Origin of the sequence: Planctomonas deserti, assembly GCF_003067705.1 — a bacterium.
GTDB lineage: Bacteria > Actinomycetota > Actinomycetes > Actinomycetales > Microbacteriaceae > Planctomonas > Planctomonas deserti.
Window position 1 is genome coordinate 343488 of record NZ_QANL01000003.1, and the last position, 16679, is coordinate 360166.

The following is a 16679-nucleotide window of genomic DNA, read 5'->3' on the forward strand; positions in this document are numbered from 1 at the left end:
GGATAGCTGTTGGGGGCCGCGACTAGCTGACAACGTGCGGCGAAACGGTCCGCACCAGTGTCGCGTCCGGCAAGAGACCCGTCCGTTGAAACGCAGCGTGCTGATTCCATCCGAGTAGTTCGGCCGGAGACCGGCTTGGGTTGATGTGTGCGAGGCTCCGTACGTGGACGACCGATCTGCACCGTCCGTTGACGAACCGCTATTGCGAAGAACGCTAGCGGCCGTTGGTCTGCCAGCGACCGGCCGATTCTTTCCAAAGGGCGGTTGGGCGAGCCGGGCGTGGGTAGGTGACGAGTACGTCGTTCGGTTGAGTAACGGACAAGCGCGCGACGCGTACGGTCACGAAGCTGAAGTCGTCGCCTTGCTGGCCGGCAGCGATGTTCCCCACGCCCGTCACATTGCCCACGGTGCCGGTCCGGACGGGTCGTGGTACGTCTCGGAACGTCTGCCCGGCCGAACGCTGCACGATGTGTGGCCGCACGCAGACGTGCACACACGCCATACCATCGTCGAAAGTCTCGGCGCTGCCCTGCGCGCGCTTCACCGCGTTCCGGTGCCAGCCCAGCTGACGCCGCCCTGGCTTGCCGACGCGCTTGCTGGTGGATCATGGCCGGCATACCATCCACCGGTGGTGAGCGCCACGCTCGAGCAGGTTGAAGCGGCCCGGCGATCGCCTGGGCATGATGCCCGCCTCCTCGGTGACGTCGCAGTGTGGATTCGGGAGCGCTTGCCGTTGTTCACCGCGGACGACCCTGTCCTCGTCCACGGTGATCTGCACGGGTCGAACGTCATGGTGGACCACGGGCGGGTCACCGGTCTCATCGATTTCGCGGAGGCGTTGGCTCAGCCCGCTGATGCGGAGCTCGACACGATCCTGCGCTGGTGCGCGAGGGCGTGGGAATTCCCGCCCACGCCCTGCGGACGGGGGCTCGACGCGTCCGGACTGGTCGAGGTTCCCGGCTGGTTGCGCGGCGCGTACCCAGAGCTGTTCGACCGCGAGCATCTGCGTACTCGGCTGAACTTCTACGACATCTACGTGGAGCTCGCGATCTACGCGCACCATCCTGACATTGAGGTGCGCAACATGGCCCACGACCGCATCGCCCGCCTGCTGTTAGGCCACAACCATCTCGACGGACTCACGCTGCTCAGCGCCACCCCTGATACTGCGTCCGGGTGAGGACCCCCTCTTGAGACCGGTGGGAGCGCCCCTAAGCGTCCCGGTCAGCTGATGATCAGGTCGTTCGACGTCTGGGCCTGATGCAGCGCGTAGAACCGGCTCGCGATCTCGGTCGCGGGGAGGTGCCCATAGCCGTCTGGAGCGCTATCGCCGATCCAGACGCCGATGGCGACGTGGGCGACGGTGACCCCGGTGCCTGCCAGGCCCTTGCCGAGGTTCACGGACCAGTTGCGGAGGGCGGCGGCACCGATACCGACATTCCCGTACTCGGGCCAGGGGTCGACGCTGGTGATGCCCGTGGTGAAGAGGAGTGTGCCGGCTCCGGCGTCGAGCATCGCCGGCAGGACCGCGTCCGCGGCGCTCATGGCGCCGTAGAGGTGGTGGTCGAGCTGGGCGGCCACGTCGGCGCGAGTCACCTCGCGGATGTCGACAGCGTTCCGGGCGGCGGGGGAGTACTCGAGGACATTGATGCCGCCGAAGTGCGCGGACGCGTCCGCGAGGGCATCGGTGAGCCCGTCACGGTCGGTGACGTCGGCCGGGAAGGACGCAGCGGTGATGCCGTCGGCTCGGAGGGCGCGCTCGAGGCGGCGAGCTTGTCAGGGTTGCGGCTGATGAGGGCGACGTCGAAGCCGTGGGAGCCGAACTCGCGGGCGATGGGGAGTCCGAGGCCGGGGCCGGCTCCGACGATGGCGATGGTGGGCATGTTGTCCTTCTTCGTGGGGTGCGTGCTTCTTCGTGGGGTACGGGGAGTGGTGTGCTGTGGTGCTGAGGTCAGGGTCGTGACGTGCTTCGGAGCCCGTACTGCGGTGGAACGCCAAGCCGTTCACGCAGGGTGGCGTCGCTGTCGCGAAGGCGACCTCGTGCTCGGAGCAGAGGGATGACGGTCTCGGTGAAGGCGGCGATGCCGTCGGTGTGGTCATCGAGGGAGAGGATGAACCCGTCAGCGGCGCCGGCGTCGAGGTACTGCTCGAGGAAGTCAGCCGCGTCGGTTGCGGTGCCCGCAAGGCCCGGGGTGTGATCGAGGACGCCGTGCGCGAGTAGGTCGCGCGGCGACCAGCCGTCGCGCGCCAACCGGGTCGCTTCGAGGGCACGAGGGTCCCGAGTCGAGGAGTCAACTCCCAGGGTGCTGGCATCGACGGGGTCCTCGAGCCGGTCCGGGTGCAGCGGCATTCCTAGGAGTGCCGCGAGCTCGGCCATCCGGGGTGCCTCGTCCACGCGCGCGTCGAGTGCGCGTCGACGGTCGAGGGCCTCGCAGACGGTGGTGCCAAGGCTGAAGGTGACGAACATGACGAGCTTGACGTCGTCGGGATCCCGGCCGGCGTCGACCACGGCCTGCCTGATCGCGTTCCGGTACGCGGTGCCGTCCTAAATGGTCATCGCCATTCCGACGATGACGTCGGCGTAGCGGGCGGCGGCCTGGAGCCCGAGCCCTCCGCCACCGGCCTGGACGATCACAGGTTGCCCCTGCTCGGACGGGGGGATCGGGAGCGGACCACGCGCGGCGACGTGTCGACCGGCCAGGTCGATGGGCCGTACATGGGTCGGGTCGGCGAAGCGTCCGTTCTTGTCGGGGCTGCCGGCGTCGTGCCCCCAGCTGCCCCAGAGGGCTTGGACGATCTGGATGGTCTCGTGTAGCCGCTCGTACTTCTCCATTCGCGGCGGCATGGGGACGCCGTAGTTCGCGAACGCGGCCGGGTCGTTGGTGCCGATTGCGTTCCAGCCCGCCCGTCCGTGGCTGATGACGTCGAGCGCCTTCAGCTGCCGGGCGATCGTGTAGGGCTCGACGAGCGATGTCGATACCGAGGGGATCAGGCCGATCCTGGTGGTGGCGCGGGCGATCGCGGTCAGCAGCAGGGTCGGTTCCATCTGGAACCGGGGCGGGCCCTCGGCGAGATCCGCGTCGAGGAGGGGCCGGTCGGGCACGAAGATGTACTGGATGCCGCCCTGGTCGGCAACTTGCGCGTGCCGGACGATCTGGTCGATGTCGCTGTAGCCGGCCGGGTCCGCGGCGGGCATCCGCCAGGCGCCCGGGTGTGCTCCGAAGCTGCCAGCGAACTGAATCCCGAGGAGCATCGTCCGGGCTTCCTGGGTCAATCTGTGCGGGTCAGTGACGGGCATGGTCGTCCTCGGGTCGTCGTCTCGCGGTGCGTTGGAGAAGGGCAACGGGAGGGGCGCCGGGACGGGCACCCCTCCCGTCGGGTGTCAGATGGTGGCGGCGTCGATGACGAACCGGTAGCGGACGTCGGACTTGAGGACGCGCTCGTAGGCGGCGTTCACGTCGGCGGCGTCGATGAGCTCGATGTCGGCTGCGATGCCGTGCTCGCCGCAGAAGTCCAGCATCTCCTGGGTCTCGGCGATGCTGCCGATGGCGGACGCCGCGAGCGAGCGGCGGTTGCCCATGAGGGCGAACACCGACACCGGGAGCGGCTCTGCCGGGGCGCCGAGGTTGACCATGGTGCCGTCGAAGGTGAGCAGCGACAGGTACGACCACGTGTCGATGGGCGCGCTGATGGTGTTGATGATGAGGTCGAAGGTGTTGGAGAGGTCGGCGAAGGTGGACTCGTCGTTGGTGGCGTAGTAGTGGTCGGCGCCGAGGCGGAGGCCGTCGTCCTTCTTGCTGAGGGTCTGCGACAGGACGGCGACCTCGGCGCCCATGGCGTGGGCGAACTTGACGGCCATGTGGCCAAGGCCCCCCATGCCGACAATGGCGACCTTCTTGCCCGGGCCCGCGTTCCAGTGAGCGAGGGGCGCGTAGGTGGTGACGCCGGCGCACAGCAGCGGGGCGGCAGCGTCGAAGGGGATGCTGTCGGGGACGCGGACGACGAAGTCGTCGACGACGACGATCTGCGTGGCGTATCCGCCCTGCGTGGTGGTGCCGTCGCGGTCGGTGCTGCCGTAGGTGTAGGTGGCGCCGTTGAGGCAGTAGTTCTGCTGGCCGGCGAGGCAGTTGGCGCATTCGCGGCAGGAGTTGACCATGCAGCCGACTCCGACCCGGTCGCCGACCTTGTGGAGGGTGACCGCGGAGCCGATCTCGGCGACGGTGCCGACGATTTCGTGGCCAGGGACCAGCGGGTACGCGGCGGGGCCCCAGTCACCGCGGACGGTGCTGATGTCGGAGTGGCAGATGCCGGAGTAGGCGATGTCGATGAGGACGTCGTGCGGGCCGACGGGGCGGCGCTCGATGGTGGTGGGGGTGAGCGGGTCGGTGGCGGATGTGGCGGCGTAGGCGCGTGCGGTGGTCATGTACCCAGGCAACAGCCGATCCCGCGCGTGCGGCAGTGCGGGTTGATGGTGTCACTGGCAGTGACTGTTTAAGCCGGCTCGACGTGCTTAGAGTCGAGGGCATGGACACCAGGACCGAGTTGCGGGAGTTCCTCGTCTCCCGCCGGGCGAGGATCCGCCCCGAGGACGCCGGTCTGCCTGCAGGCGGCGGCCGCCGGGTCCCGGGGTTGCGTCGCGAGGAGCTCGCGGTCCTCGCCGGGGTGAGCATCAGTTGGTACACCAGGCTCGAGCGCGGCGACGCGGTCGGCGCGTCCGACTCCGTCCTCGACGCAATCGCCCGGACCCTGCAACTCGACGAGCTGGAGCGCCGCCATCTGTTTCAGCTGACGCGTGGCACCACCGGTGACGGGGTGCAACCTGCCGGACGACGTCCGGCGTCGCGGGTGATCCGGCCGACCCTGCAGCTGGTCCTCGATCAGATGACCGAGCTGCCGGCCATCGTCCAGAACGACCGGTCCGACATCGTGGCAATGAACGCCATGGGGCGCGCCCTCTACTCGGAGCTACTCGCCGGGGCGACGTCGACGCCAAACCACGCCCGCTACATCCACCTCGACCCGCGGTCGCGGGACTTCTACGTCGACTGGGACGAGATCGCGAGCAACAGCGCGGCGATGCTCCACGTGGCCGCCGCGAAGGACCCCTACGACAGGGACCTGACCGCCCTCATCGGCGAGCTCGCAACCCGCTCTGCCGACTTTCGCGTCCGCTGGGCTTCCCGGGACGTCCACGAGCACCAGGCGGGAGTAAAGCACGTCCATCACCACCTCGTCGGTGACCTCGAGCTGACGTACGAGACCCTCGCACTGCCCGGACAGCCCGGCTTGATGATGTACGTCAACGCCGCCGAGCCCGGCAGCCCGTCCGCAGACGCCCTGCGTCTGCTCGCCGCATGGTCGACACCGGACAAGCTCCAGGTTCCACAGCCGGAGCGACAACGCGACTGACGAACCCCTGCGAGGACTGCTGCCGCCGACCAATACGGGCTGCTGGTGAACACGCCGCACGCCGGTCGCCGATGCCGAGAACACACGCCCGCAGGGATCGCTGACGACTGTCACGCCTCGGGGATGTGACTGCAGAGCCGAACGCATTCAGTACTTCGTGCGCTGGAGCGCCAACAGAAAGAGATCCGCAATGGGTCCTTCTATCGAATCGACTGCACGATCCTCGACGCGCTAAGGCACGGGCGCCCCCCTTGTAAAGCCCCCCGCTCTTACGGCGTCTCTTCGGTAGCTTCGCCGCGAGACGAGCGGAGGAGGCTGGCGTGCAGCTAGGAGACGTCGAGACGAACACGGGGGACGGCACGGCGTCCCGCTTACTTCAACTGCTGGCCGCCGTCGGTCTCGGCTGCCTGGTCTCGGTTCAGGCTCGGGTGAGCGCGGACCTCGCCGAGCGGTCCGACGTCTACAGTGCGGCCTGGGTAACAGTCGTCACCGGCACCCTGATCCTCCTGGTGGTCCTCGTGGGGTCCCCACACGCTCGGAGCGGCTTCGGCAGGGTGGCGACGGCCGTGAAGTCCGGTTCGTTGCCGTGGTGGGCGCTCTCTGGCGGATTGGCGGGCATGTTTTTCGTCGTCACGCAGGGCGCCGCCGCGGGAGTGCTCGGACTGGCGATGTTCGGCATGGCCGTGGTAGCTGGTCAGGTCGTCGGCGGGCTCGTCTTCGACTGGATCGGCCTCGCCGGCGGGGAGCGCCGCTCTCCCACTCGTTTCCGCGTCCTCGGCGCAGTGCTCGCGATAGCTGCGGTCAGCTGGGGCGCCATCGCGGGGGATGACTCGAACATCGACGTGAGCCTCATTGCCATGGCGTTCCTGGCGGGCCTCGGGCTTGCAGCGGCGTCGGGTGTAACGGGTCGGGTGCACTCGGTCGCACGCAGCGTCATCACCGCGGGCATGCTGAATCACCTGGTCGGCCTAGCCGTGATAGTCGCGCTTCTGCTCATCATCGCCCCCGAAAGCCTCACGGGGTCCCCGTTTCCTTCCGAGCCGTGGCTCTTCATCGGCGGCGTCATCGGCCCGATCGGGGTCGCGGTCGGAGCCATCCTCGTCCACACCTTGGGCGTGCTGCTCCTCGGCTTGGGGATGGTGGCCGGACAGCTGGTCGGAGCGTTGGTCCTCGAGATGGTGGTGCCCACGGCCGGAGTGCAGGCTTCCAGCATCATCGGGATCGTGCTGACCCTTCTGGCGGTCGCCGTCACCTCCCTCGACGGCAGGAGACGGCATACGTAGGAGCCAACGGCGGCCACGGCAACCGGTCGGACGCGGAAGATCCGGCGGAAGGGGGTCGCGCAGCGGCCGGAGAAGGTACCCGATGATCTGATGTCGGTGAGGACAACCGATCGCCCAACTCGCGGGTGAGAATGGGACGCGTGAATGAAGAACCGGATCAGGAGCTTGACGCGCTGATCAGGGCGATACCGGAAGGCTGGACCCGCGTGCAGATCGCTGGTCACGTCTGGGGCATAACGCGAACGACGCGTGCTGGCGGAAGAGTGATTTCGTTCGATGCCGGACGCCTTGGGGACAAGGAGCAGCTCGGCGCAAACATATGGATGCTGTCTGAGGGCTCCGTCCTCAAGCCGTGTGAGGTGCCCGAAGAAGACGTCATGCAGGTGCTGCGGGACGCCGCGGCAACCTTTGCGCTCCCGGACTGACCCGGGTAATCGCGCGCACACGTTCGAGGTGTGCGAGGGCGACGAAGTCGGAGCGGTCGTCGCCGGGCAGGGGTTCCTCGAAAGGCGCCCCTGCCCGGCCGGTGCTGCGTGCTACTTGCCTTCGGCCTCACGGGAGACGGGGGCCCATTCGGCCCACTCGGCGAGGCGCTGCTGGTAGATGTGCGGGGCGATCTGCGTGGGCTGCTCGCCGAAGAACACGCGAAGGGGTGCCTTGTCGGCGTCGACGACCTTGAGGATGGCAGAGCCGAAGCCGACCGGCTTGGGGCTGGTGTTCCCGCTCATGCGCTCCGCCATCGCGTCGTGCAGCGGCTTGTAGGCGGGCAGGGCGTCCGCGACGGTTGCGGATGCGCCGGCCCAGTCGGTCGCGAAGCCGCCGGGCTCGACCAGAGTGACCTTGATGCCGAAGCCGGCGACCTCCTGGGCGAGAGATTCGGTGAGACCCTCGAGTGCCCACTTGGAGGCGTGATAGCCGCCGAGGCTCGGGAACGCGGCGACGCCGCCGATCGTGGAGATCTGGATGATGTGACCCGAACCCTGTTCCCGCATGATCGGTAGGGCCGCCTGCGTAACGCTGAGGACACCGAACAGGTTCGTCTCGAGCTGGTCCCGGAGCTGCTGCTCGGTGATCTCCTCGACGGTTCCGAAGAGGCCGTAGCCGGCGTTGTTGATGACGACGTCGAGCTGTCCGAAGCTCTCGTGGGCGCTCTTGACGGCGGCGAACACCTGGTCGCGGTCTGTGACGTCGAGCTGGAGGGGGAGGACGGCGTCGCCGTACTTCTCGACCAGGTCGTTGAGGGTGTCGGTGTTCCGGGCCGTCGCGGCGACCTTGTCACCGCGCTCCAGGGCGGCCAGAACGAACGTGCGGCCGAAGCCTTTCGATGCTCCGGTGACGAACCAAACCTTGCTCATGATGCTCCTTCTATTGAGGCGTCTTTGTGCCAGTGAGTAGACCATACGCCCTAAATGACACCGGGTGCCATGTTCGCGTCTTGGGCGTATGCTGACGGTATGAGCGATGGCAGTCCGACACCGATCCGTGAGCGCACGCGGCGACTCGCGCAGATTGAGCTGACGACGGTCGCGCAGGATCTCTTCCTCGAGCATGGGTACGAGGAGACCACCGTCGATCAGATCGCGGCGGCCGCCGGCATGTCGAAGCGCACGTTCTTCCGCTACTTCCCCTCCAAGGACGACCTCGTCATCGGTAAGTACGACCTTTTCGGCGACCGGATGGCGGACGCGTTGGACGCGCGGCCTGCTGACGAACCGGTGTGGGAGTCGCTGCGACGGGTGTTCGACATCACCCTCGACTACGTTCAAGACAGCCAGGCTCGTGCCCGGAACGACGCCATGGACCGGATCGTGCAGAGTACGCCGCAGTTGACCGCGCGGTATCTCGAAAAGCTGCAGCGCGTGCAGGCCCTTCTCATCGGGCGGGTTGCCGCACGCCTCGGTTCCTCCGCATCGGCGAGCGACCCGCGCCCCGCCGCTATCGTCGGCGCGGCGTTCGCCTGCATGCAGGCCGCCCGGGCGTCGTGGCTCAGCTCGGACCAGTCGGAGCCGTTCGGAGAATACCTCGACCGGGCTATGGGCGCTCTCGACGTCGACGTGGACAGTGAGCGCCGGGACGCGCTCGGCGGTGGCCAGTGAGCGACCCCTTGCCGGAACGTGGCAGAGGTGACCCGGAGAGGCGGGCGTCGGCGCTCAAGGAACGCATCTATGCAACGTTCATTGCTCTGGCGGTCAGCATTCCGCTCAGCCAGCACAGCGATTCCGTCGCCGCGACAGCAGCGACTCTGGCACTGACCGTTGTCGGGACGCTACTGGCCACTTTCGTCGCAGACATCATCGCGCACGTCGCCGTCCACTCCGCCCTGCCCGATAGGGAAGAGGTGCGTCGGATGGCGAGCATCAGCGCTGGAGCGCTACTCGTTCTGTTCGTGCCGATGCTCCTCCTTGCTTTGGCCGCGTTGGATGTCGTGACCCTGTCCTGGGCGCTTGATATGACGTCGTTCGTACTGGTCGCCACGCTCGTCGTCGTCACCGTGATTCCCATTCGGCGGCTCCGCGTGCCCGTCTGGCAGAAGCTCGTCGCATGCGCCGTCATCGGGATACTTGGGCTTGTCGTCGTCGCCCTGAAGCTGGTCATCCACTGATGCGATGCTTCCTATCCGCACGCCGGCTTTGCGGCCTTCAAGGTGATGGCTCCCCGTTGCATAAAGAGATGGGACGAGAGCGCGCCACGGAGTCACTGCCGGAGCGGCTTGCGATGGGTAAGGCCCTTCCGGACTAACGCGTTCAAAGGCTCCTCGACCCGTCTATCTCGCAATTCTTGGGTTGCGCCGCCGCAGTCACTTGACACTGTCGCTGGGCGCTCACCATCATTCAGTCACGACCGGAGGCGGCGGGCCGCCGGTACCCGAACAGAAACGGCGCATCAATGCCCACCACCATCTTCGTCAACCTGGCTGTCAGTGATCTGGCCCGATCCCGGGCGTTCTTCGAGACTCTCGGGTACTCCATCAACGAGGGCTTCAGCGATGAGAACGCCGTCAGTGTGGTGATCAGCGACACGATCACCGCCATGTTGCTCACGCGCGAGTTCTTCGCCGAGTTCACGAGCAAGTCGATCATCGACGCCACTACCTCGACCGAGGTGCAACTCGCCCTCAGCGCGGAGAGCAAAGAGGAGGTCGACGCGATTCACGAGAAAGCCATCGCAGCGGGCGGGACGCCAGCCGGCGAGCAGGACCACGGATTCATGTACTCGAAGAGCTTCGACGACCTCGACGGCCACCACTGGGACTTCGTCTGGATGGACCCCGCGGCCGCGGCTGGCGGCGCACCGGAGATGAGCATCGAGGAGATAAGACAGCACACGACGCACAGTTGAGGATCGACGCACCGGACGCGTATCGATGGACACGTGAGAGACGTCAGTTACGGATTCTCCAGGCGGTGATCCGGGGTCGAGCCGGTCGCCCTGGATACGTATCCTGGGGCTGTGCTGAGTCATTGTGTCGAATGGCCGAGGTGACGGGCGGGGGAGAGGTGGCTGCCGGGTCCACTCGCGCGTTCTCGGCGTTCTCGTTCGATCCGCTGACGCCTGCCGAGCCGATGGTCGCCGACGCTCCCGATGTTGTGCCTGAGCTTCGTCCCCACGAGACGGATGTCTGGTTGAGCCAGTGGCAGATCGCCGAGGAAGAAATCATCTTCGAAGAAGGTGAAGAGGTCCGCTGGGCACTCATACCGATGGATGAGGCGTGGACGAAACGCTTGTTCGGGAACCGTCGCGCAATCCACCTCCAGCTCGACACCTACGCCGCCGCCACAAGAGGAAGTGACGATCCTTCCTGGACTCGACTGGTCGGCGGCATTGCGCGCATTGATCAGGTCTCAATGCCGCGTCAGCAAGCGGTGCCCACCGACCACGCCGCGGAAGAGCAGGGGTTGCAGCTTGGCGAAGCGATCCAGCATCAGGTGACGAGTTTGCAGACGTCACGAGCACACGACGGCGACGTAGTCGGTTGGGTAGTTCGAGTCCGCAGTCGACTGGTCTCCGAGTAGCCGCTCCTTCACAGACCCTCGAGGTTTAGCGGCACCACAGGCTGATAAACGCTCTCATCGGCTCGCCGCCGCGAGTTTGGCCGGCAGGTTGTCGACTGTCACGGAGTCGAACGCGGCGTACTCGTCGGGGACTTCGATGATGCTGGTCCAGCGCATCGCGATCTCCGGACATGCGTCGCCCTGCACCTCGCTCACGATCTCGAGTCTCTTCGAGGGTGCGGTAACGACGAACGAGTTGGGGCGCGTTTCGCATCCGCTCCCTGGGAGGACGAGAGTCAGTTGCCCGTCGGCCGGCCCGGGCAGGTAGTAGGGATCGGACCAGTCCTCGAGCGCATGGGCCGGCAACGGCGGTGTGGCGAGACCGGTGGAGAGCACGTTCACGTCCCGCAACGCTGACGCGGGATGCCGGACGTCGAGATTCACGGTCGGTGCTGGGCAGTCCAGCGCTTCCGGATCTAAACAACTGCCAGTGTCAGGTATCGCTTGCACGATAGCGCGGCCCAGTCGCAGTTCGAGCGGAACCTGCACCTCGAACGAGAAGGAGCCGTCCTCAGCCACGGCGACGTCAGCGACGGCCTTCACCACGTCGGCGACGTGGGCGGAGCGGAGCTCGAACGTCTGCACAGAGCCGAGGTTCAACCCGTCGCATTCGCCCTCCGGTCCCCGCGTGACGGAGATGGTCTCTCCAGGCTCGACTTCCCGCCGTCGGACTGCAGGACGCACTCGTATTCGATCGCGGTGACATGTTGCAAGTTCGAACTGGCAGAGTCAACTGTTGCGCATCCGGCCAGCGCCAGCACCGTGGCACATGGGACGGTGAATAAGACGCGTGCTGCTCTTGCCATGACCGAAGTAAGTCACGCGGCTGCAGAGAGAACAACCCCAACGAAAATGAGGAGGTCAGCGCGCGGCGAAGGATCTCGGTGGCGAAGGTAATACGACGCGCTGCGCCTGAAGCAGCGTGCAGCAGGATCTCGGGCCTGGCCCTTGGTGTCCGGGGAGCCACCGGCTACCGGCAACGGTTTCGGGTGCCTCGAGCGAATCTTCGAAGAGGACAAGCCTTACCCCGCTCGCCTGGCCAATCGTCCATCTACGCGTACTGCGAGCGGGGCATTGGCGAAATCTTCACGCCGACTCAACAGCTCGCGCTCGGGCTGAGCCCAGGGCCAGTTGGCACTCGCCCCAGTGGTCGCGGGCGTCTTCCTTCTGGCGTTTCGGATCGGGAGGGCAACTTCGTGTGAGGAGGGCGAGCTCCTCGAGTACGTCCTGCTCGACCGGGTATCGATTCTTCGGCTCGATAAACGCTAAGTTCGGCCGGTGATCTCCACCCCGCGCCTTGGCCACCGCCCGTCCGTCTCTGACGAGGGGCCGCAGCGTCAACTCACGGACCGGGCGACACCCGAACTCTGGGGTCGCCTCGTCGCCCGCGCCTTCGCGCTGCGGATGTGGTTGAGGGGCACAGTCAGGTGTCACCGGCCTCATCAAGGGCGCTGTTCCTGCGGAACCAGCAGATGCCAGTGGCGCCGTGGACCTCGCTGGCTCCCGACGGCAGCCTCGAGCCTGTTCATATCCACGGTGTCGGTGACACCTCCGTCCACCTCTGCCTTCCGGCGGCCCGCGGCGCCGAATTGACCGAGCTCGGCTGGGCTACCCCACACCAATACGCAGATTTCGGAACGGAGTTCCTCATCTACGGTCTACGCTGCGCGCCGGAACTCGACGTCGTGCTGTCCCTCATTGAGGAGAGCATCGCATTCGCGCGCCAGCCAGACGGGGAGCAGTTGCTCGGGCATATATCGGCATGATCGGCCCCATTCGATCGATCCGGCCAGGCCGAAGCGGCGTCCGAGAAGCGACTCTGCAACGGACCGGCATTCATCAAAAAAGTGCTACCCGACACCCTTGTACAGGCGAAGCGCTGTAGTGGCCGCTACTACTCGGCCTCATGTGAGGATGGACCATGGTGTCTGACAATTCCGACGAGATGCTTCGCAGGATCTTGTTCGGTAGAGGGTCGTCGCCGGAGCAGATTCGGGCCGCGTCCGAGGAATTGCAGCGACGCTCTATCGACACCGTCGCACCGGCACAGGAGCACATTACCGATACGACGCCCGCCAACGTCAGCGAGGTCGACTCAACAGGGGACCCAGCCGTCGCGCCGACATTCCGAGTGCAGCGCGGGAACCGGCTGCGCCTCGTCGCGACCCTGGCGATCGGCTGCGGCATTGGCATTGCGGGGACCGTCGGCTTCTACCAGGCCGGAAATCAAGGCCATGCGAACGGAAACGGCCTTGGCGGCAATATGTCCAGCACGACGACGTCAGTCGTCGACACCGGCAGCAACGAGACGCTCTACCAGGTACCCGGATCCGAAACTGCAGCAGACCCGGCGAGGGTGGACCGCTGGTTCGCACGTCAGCAGACAGGGCAGGACGCCCTTCCGATCGAACTGGAAGACATCGAACCGGCTAGCTCCAGATATGTCGGCCGAATCGGCACTAATGCCGGTGCGTGGATCGCACGGAACCTCGACGGCGACTACTGCGCGATCATCGCTCTGGACGACGGCGCAACTTCCGCGAGCTCGTGCGCTCCGCCGGGCGCGTTCCTTCGGACAGGCACTTCGGTTGGAACGAACGGCAACACGATGTTCTGGACGCCGTCGACGGTGATCTTGAGCGTGACACCTCGCTGAGCAGGCTATTGGAAATCGCCGACTGGGGAAATAGGGTCGACATGGCCTTCTACCGACCAGCGAGCGGAGCTGGTGCGGGATGCCGAACCGCGAGAACGGACTCCGATGCCCAGACGCCTCACCATCCTCGGGGCAGCGCTCATCCTGCTCTCCGCGATCGTCACGACCATCGTCCCCATGCTCTACGAACAATTCGGAATTACGTCGCCTCTGGGGCAGCAGACGTTCCTGCTCTTCAGCGGCGTCTTGCGATTCCTCAGTCTTGTGCTGCCGCCCTTCGGTGCGAGCCTGCTCGCCGTCGGACTGATCCTCCGATACCAGGAGGCTCAGCGCCGTAATCCTGTGCAGGTGTTCAACCTCGGGACGCAGGCCCCAGACGCAGGCAACGGTATTCGGGAGATCCAGGCGCCGCAGTAGCCGCTCGCGGCAGCGCCCGAAGGTGTCCGGGTGGGGGCCGGTGCCTGGAGGGCTCGGCGATCCGAGCTAGCCTTCGTCCTCCAGGGCATACGCGGCACGGGCGCCGACCGCTGCCCCGTGAAGGACTAAAATCAGCATCGTCACAGCGCCCACCAGAATCGAGGCGACGACGAACTCCAAGGGCAGTGGGAGGAGAGCAGGCGCAGCGGATGCGATCGCGATCCAGCCTGCTAGCGCGGTTGGGCGTCTCGCCGCCTGGTGCGCGACGAGCCAGGCTCTGTCACTCGCCATAGTCACGGGCAGGCGTATTCCGCTCACCGAATTCCGTCCGAGGCGCCCACTGGCCGCTGCTTGAGCCGTCCAGAGGATCACACCGCCGGCACTAACCATGACGATGAAGATCACTGCACGGGCGAGTAGGTCATCACTCATGAATTCAGCCTAGGAGCCAGGTATCCGCTTAGGAGCGGCGCGCTCCCGGATAGGAGCGCCCCGCTTCGCACCGAGGGTTTGCTCGACCGGTTCGTTGCTGACGGCCGACCGATCCGCCATGGTGGGTCCAGCACCGCGGCGATTGACGACACCACCACAGGACCAATCATGGACACCACCACCTCGACGGACGGCACGACCCTGGCCTATGACCGGGTCGGCCGCGGACCCGCGCTGATCTTCGTGCCCGGGGTGTCCAATCTTCGTGATACCTGCGCACCTATCGCGGCGCAACTCGCCGATACCTTCACGTCCTACACGTATGACCGTCGCGCACGCGGCGATAGCTCTGACACCGGGCCGTATGCCGTCGAGCGAGAGGTCGAGGACCTACAGGCCATCCTCGAGGTCGCCGGTGGCCGTGCCACCGTCTTCGGCTACTCGTCCGGCGGCGTCCTTGCACTGCGCGCCGCAGCAGAGCGGTTGCCGATCGACCGGCTGTTCCTCTACGAACCCCCGTTCAGGTTCGACACTGATGACGCATCGCCCGCGGATCTGCCGGATCGGCTGCAGCAGATGATGGATGAAGGACGCACCGCCGACGTCGTCAGCACTTTCCAACTCGAAGGTGTCGGCTTGCCCCCGGAGGTGGTGGCCAGCATCCGACAGGCGCCGTTCTTCCCACAACTGCAGGCGATGGCCCAGTCCGTTGTCTACGACGCGGTGATCACCGGAACCCTCTCGGTGCCCACGCCAGCGATGGCCGCGGTTCGAACCCCGACAGTCGTGATGCGTGGTGGGCGGACCTGGCCGAGCCTGGCCACCGCTGCGGACGAGCTCGTGCGGATGCTGCCCCACGCCAAGCTGCACACCCTCGCCGACGCCGCCGATCACGGCCTGGAGCCCATCTCCACAGCACAAGCGATCCGCGAGACCACGTTGACTGAGCAGCCTTAAGGTCGAACGCCCCGCACCACCGGCGAGATCAGGAGCACGGCGATCCCGCTCAGCGATCGATCCCGCTCATCGATCGATCGAGCAGGATGGTGCCCGTACGGCTCTGCCGGGCACCTAGGGCCCGAATATCAGCACGCCGAGCCTCCAGGTGACGCCGACGGATAGGAGCGCGCATGCTCCTGAAGCGAATAGCCACCCAGCCTGGGCTCCCTGGGAAGCCGACCGGCTGAACGGAGCGACAAGAGCGCCGACAAAGAACAGAACTGGCGGCAGGAGTGGGAGAACTGCCCCGTACTGGAAGAAGAATTCCGGTAGGTAAGGGAGAACAGCAACGACAAGGAACAGGAGAAGCATCAGGGCCATGGCAACGCCCATGAGCACCACGGTCGCGAGCGGATACCGGCGGCGCTCCTTGCTCAGAAGCGTTCGGCCATCAAGCCTCCTAGCGAGAAGCGTGTTTGTCCGCCACTCCGATTCTGCTGATTATCGCTCACCCACTCTTCGGGACCTACTCGCCGCGGCTGAGCGACCCGGTGGTGAAGGACACTCCGGCGAGTTCCTGGGAGACCCGCCAGACGCGGTCGGCCTCGTCCAGGTCGCGCAGCGGACGGTAGAGCGGCTGCTCGCCGGGGCCGCCTCCGAGATTGCCCGGTCCGGTGGGGCCGTAGAGCCGTCCGCCGTGCGAGTGCGGGGATGTTGCGGCGTACAGGGCGGGCAGCTGTGCACTGTCCACGGTGCCGACCAGGATCCCGGCTCGGGAGAGTCTGCGGATGACGGCGATCTGCGGGGTGTTGCGCTCCCGCCGCAGTTCCGGGCGGGCGGCGAGGAGGCTCGTCGGGGCGACGCCCGGGTGGGAGAGATTGCTGGTGATGCCCCATCCCTCGGCCTGACTGCGCCGTTCCAGTTCGAGGCCGAACAGTCCGAAGGCGATCTTCGACTGGCTGTACGCGCGCATGCCGTGGTAGCTGGTCTCCCAGTTCAGGTCGGCCCAGTTGATCGAACCGCTCCTGGCCGCGACGCTGATCTGCGAGGTCACCCGTGCCTTTCCCACACGTAGCAGCGGCAGCAGGTGTGCGACCAGGGCGACGTGTCCCAGGTGGTTGGTGCCCAGCTGCAGCTCGATGCCGTCGGCGGTCGTCTGCCGTTCCGGCGGCGTCATGACGCCGGCGTTGTTCACGAGCAGGTGCAGCGGGCTTCCTTCACTGAGCAGTTGCCTGCCCAGGGCGGCAACGGACGCCAACGAGGACAGGTCGAGGTCGCGGAGGGACACCCGGGCCGACGGATGCTGAGCGCGGATCCGATCGAGGGCCGCTTCTCCCTTAGTCCGGTTCCGTACGGGCAGGATCACGTCGGCCCCGGCCGCGGCGAGCTGGCGGGCGATGCCGATGCCGATGCCGTCACTGGCTCCGGTGACCAGAGCGCGGCGACCGGTCAGGTCGGGGAGGGTGAGGTGGGGGGTGCGGGGCATGTCGT

General features: G+C 66.4%; 20 protein-coding genes. 12 read left to right on the forward strand and 8 right to left on the reverse strand.

Annotation, left to right across the window (positions count from 1 at the left end; all coding sequences use genetic code 11):
• Positions 1–163: 163 nt before the first annotated feature.
• Positions 164–1180, forward strand: a complete 1017-nt coding sequence (locus DAI20_RS12390) for a phosphotransferase family protein (protein WP_108251725.1) — start codon at positions 164–166, stop codon at positions 1178–1180.
• 44 nt (positions 1181–1224) lie between these two features.
• Here DAI20_RS12390 and DAI20_RS12395 read toward each other — a convergent pair whose 3' ends face one another.
• The 4 genes from DAI20_RS12395 to DAI20_RS12405 form a co-directional block, all read right to left on the reverse strand.
• A complete protein-coding gene (locus DAI20_RS12395; protein ID WP_240606078.1) occupies positions 1225–1737 on the reverse strand; it encodes an SDR family oxidoreductase in 513 nt (170 codons plus the stop codon).
• A gap of 214 nt (positions 1738–1951) precedes the next feature.
• Positions 1952–2509 carry an LLM class oxidoreductase gene (locus DAI20_RS18805; protein ID WP_205781435.1) on the reverse strand — a complete coding sequence of 186 codons (558 nt, stop codon included), beginning with the start codon at positions 2507–2509 and terminating at the stop codon, positions 1952–1954.
• A 36-nt stretch (positions 2510–2545) separates the two neighbouring features.
• Positions 2546–3253: an LLM class flavin-dependent oxidoreductase gene (locus DAI20_RS18810; RefSeq protein WP_205781436.1), complete on the reverse strand. Its 708-nt coding sequence runs from the start codon at positions 3251–3253 to the stop codon at positions 2546–2548.
• A 129-nt stretch (positions 3254–3382) separates the two neighbouring features.
• On the reverse strand, positions 3383–4423 hold the full coding sequence (locus DAI20_RS12405) for an NAD(P)-dependent alcohol dehydrogenase (RefSeq protein WP_108251242.1): 1041 nt from the start codon (positions 4421–4423) through the stop codon (positions 3383–3385).
• A gap of 101 nt (positions 4424–4524) precedes the next feature.
• On the opposite strand from DAI20_RS12405, the gene DAI20_RS12410 reads away from it, so the two are divergent.
• The 3 genes from DAI20_RS12410 (at position 4525) to DAI20_RS18535 (ending at position 7117) form a co-directional block, all read left to right on the forward strand.
• Positions 4525–5409, forward strand: a complete 885-nt coding sequence (locus DAI20_RS12410; protein ID WP_108251244.1) for a helix-turn-helix transcriptional regulator — start codon at positions 4525–4527, stop codon at positions 5407–5409.
• A gap of 320 nt (positions 5410–5729) precedes the next feature.
• The gene (locus DAI20_RS12415; protein ID WP_108251246.1) at positions 5730–6692 is read left to right on the forward strand and encodes a DMT family transporter; all 963 of its coding nucleotides are present in this window, start codon (positions 5730–5732) and stop codon (positions 6690–6692) included.
• Between the two features lie 140 nt (positions 6693–6832).
• Positions 6833–7117 (forward strand): peptide methionine sulfoxide reductase, encoded by a 285-nt coding sequence (locus DAI20_RS18535; protein WP_159085026.1) that lies wholly within the window; start codon positions 6833–6835, stop codon positions 7115–7117.
• A 111-nt stretch (positions 7118–7228) separates the two neighbouring features.
• Here the strand turns inward: DAI20_RS18535 and DAI20_RS12420 are convergent, their stop codons facing one another.
• Positions 7229–8047, reverse strand: coding sequence for an SDR family oxidoreductase (locus tag DAI20_RS12420; protein ID WP_205781437.1), 819 nt, complete (start codon positions 8045–8047; stop codon positions 7229–7231).
• A 99-nt stretch (positions 8048–8146) separates the two neighbouring features.
• Between DAI20_RS12420 and DAI20_RS12425 the strand changes: the two genes are divergently transcribed.
• The 4 genes from DAI20_RS12425 (at position 8147) to DAI20_RS12440 (ending at position 10705) form a co-directional block, all read left to right on the forward strand.
• Positions 8147–8788, forward strand: a complete 642-nt coding sequence (locus tag DAI20_RS12425; protein ID WP_159085027.1) for a TetR family transcriptional regulator — start codon at positions 8147–8149, stop codon at positions 8786–8788.
• Positions 8785–9294: a hypothetical protein gene (locus DAI20_RS12430; RefSeq protein WP_108251250.1), complete on the forward strand. Its 510-nt coding sequence runs from the start codon at positions 8785–8787 to the stop codon at positions 9292–9294. Before DAI20_RS12425 ends, DAI20_RS12430 begins: the two co-directional genes overlap by 4 nt.
• 284 nt (positions 9295–9578) lie before the next feature.
• Complete coding sequence (locus DAI20_RS12435) at positions 9579–10031, forward strand: VOC family protein (RefSeq protein WP_108251252.1); 453 nt, start codon at positions 9579–9581, stop codon at positions 10029–10031.
• 131 nt (positions 10032–10162) lie between these two features.
• Entirely contained in the window at positions 10163–10705 is a 543-nt protein-coding gene (locus DAI20_RS12440; protein WP_108251254.1) for a hypothetical protein, read from the forward strand.
• Between the two features lie 54 nt (positions 10706–10759).
• Here the strand turns inward: DAI20_RS12440 and DAI20_RS12445 are convergent, their stop codons facing one another.
• The gene (locus DAI20_RS12445; RefSeq protein ID WP_108251256.1) at positions 10760–11329 is read right to left on the reverse strand and encodes a hypothetical protein; all 570 of its coding nucleotides are present in this window, start codon (positions 11327–11329) and stop codon (positions 10760–10762) included.
• An 893-nt stretch (positions 11330–12222) separates the two neighbouring features.
• Here DAI20_RS12445 and DAI20_RS12450 point away from each other — a divergent pair.
• From DAI20_RS12450 to DAI20_RS12460, 3 genes are all read left to right on the forward strand, one after another.
• Positions 12223–12510 carry a luciferase domain-containing protein gene (locus DAI20_RS12450; RefSeq protein ID WP_240606059.1) on the forward strand — a complete coding sequence of 96 codons (288 nt, stop codon included), beginning with the start codon at positions 12223–12225 and terminating at the stop codon, positions 12508–12510.
• 155 nt (positions 12511–12665) lie between these two features.
• Positions 12666–13400 (forward strand): hypothetical protein, encoded by a 735-nt coding sequence (locus DAI20_RS12455; RefSeq protein ID WP_108251260.1) that lies wholly within the window; start codon positions 12666–12668, stop codon positions 13398–13400.
• Between the two features lie 105 nt (positions 13401–13505).
• Positions 13506–13817: a hypothetical protein gene (locus tag DAI20_RS12460; protein ID WP_108251262.1), complete on the forward strand. Its 312-nt coding sequence runs from the start codon at positions 13506–13508 to the stop codon at positions 13815–13817.
• 66 nt (positions 13818–13883) lie between these two features.
• Here DAI20_RS12460 and DAI20_RS12465 read toward each other — a convergent pair whose 3' ends face one another.
• The gene (locus DAI20_RS12465; RefSeq protein WP_108251264.1) at positions 13884–14249 is read right to left on the reverse strand and encodes an SdpI family protein; all 366 of its coding nucleotides are present in this window, start codon (positions 14247–14249) and stop codon (positions 13884–13886) included.
• A 168-nt stretch (positions 14250–14417) separates the two neighbouring features.
• Here DAI20_RS12465 and DAI20_RS12470 point away from each other — a divergent pair, with 168 nt between their 5' ends.
• The gene (locus DAI20_RS12470) at positions 14418–15206 is read left to right on the forward strand and encodes an alpha/beta fold hydrolase (protein ID WP_108251266.1); all 789 of its coding nucleotides are present in this window, start codon (positions 14418–14420) and stop codon (positions 15204–15206) included.
• A 508-nt stretch (positions 15207–15714) separates the two neighbouring features.
• Here the strand turns inward: DAI20_RS12470 and DAI20_RS12480 are convergent.
• Entirely contained in the window at positions 15715–16674 is a 960-nt protein-coding gene (locus DAI20_RS12480; protein WP_108251269.1) for an SDR family oxidoreductase, read from the reverse strand.
• Between the last annotated feature and the right edge of the window lie 5 nt (positions 16675–16679).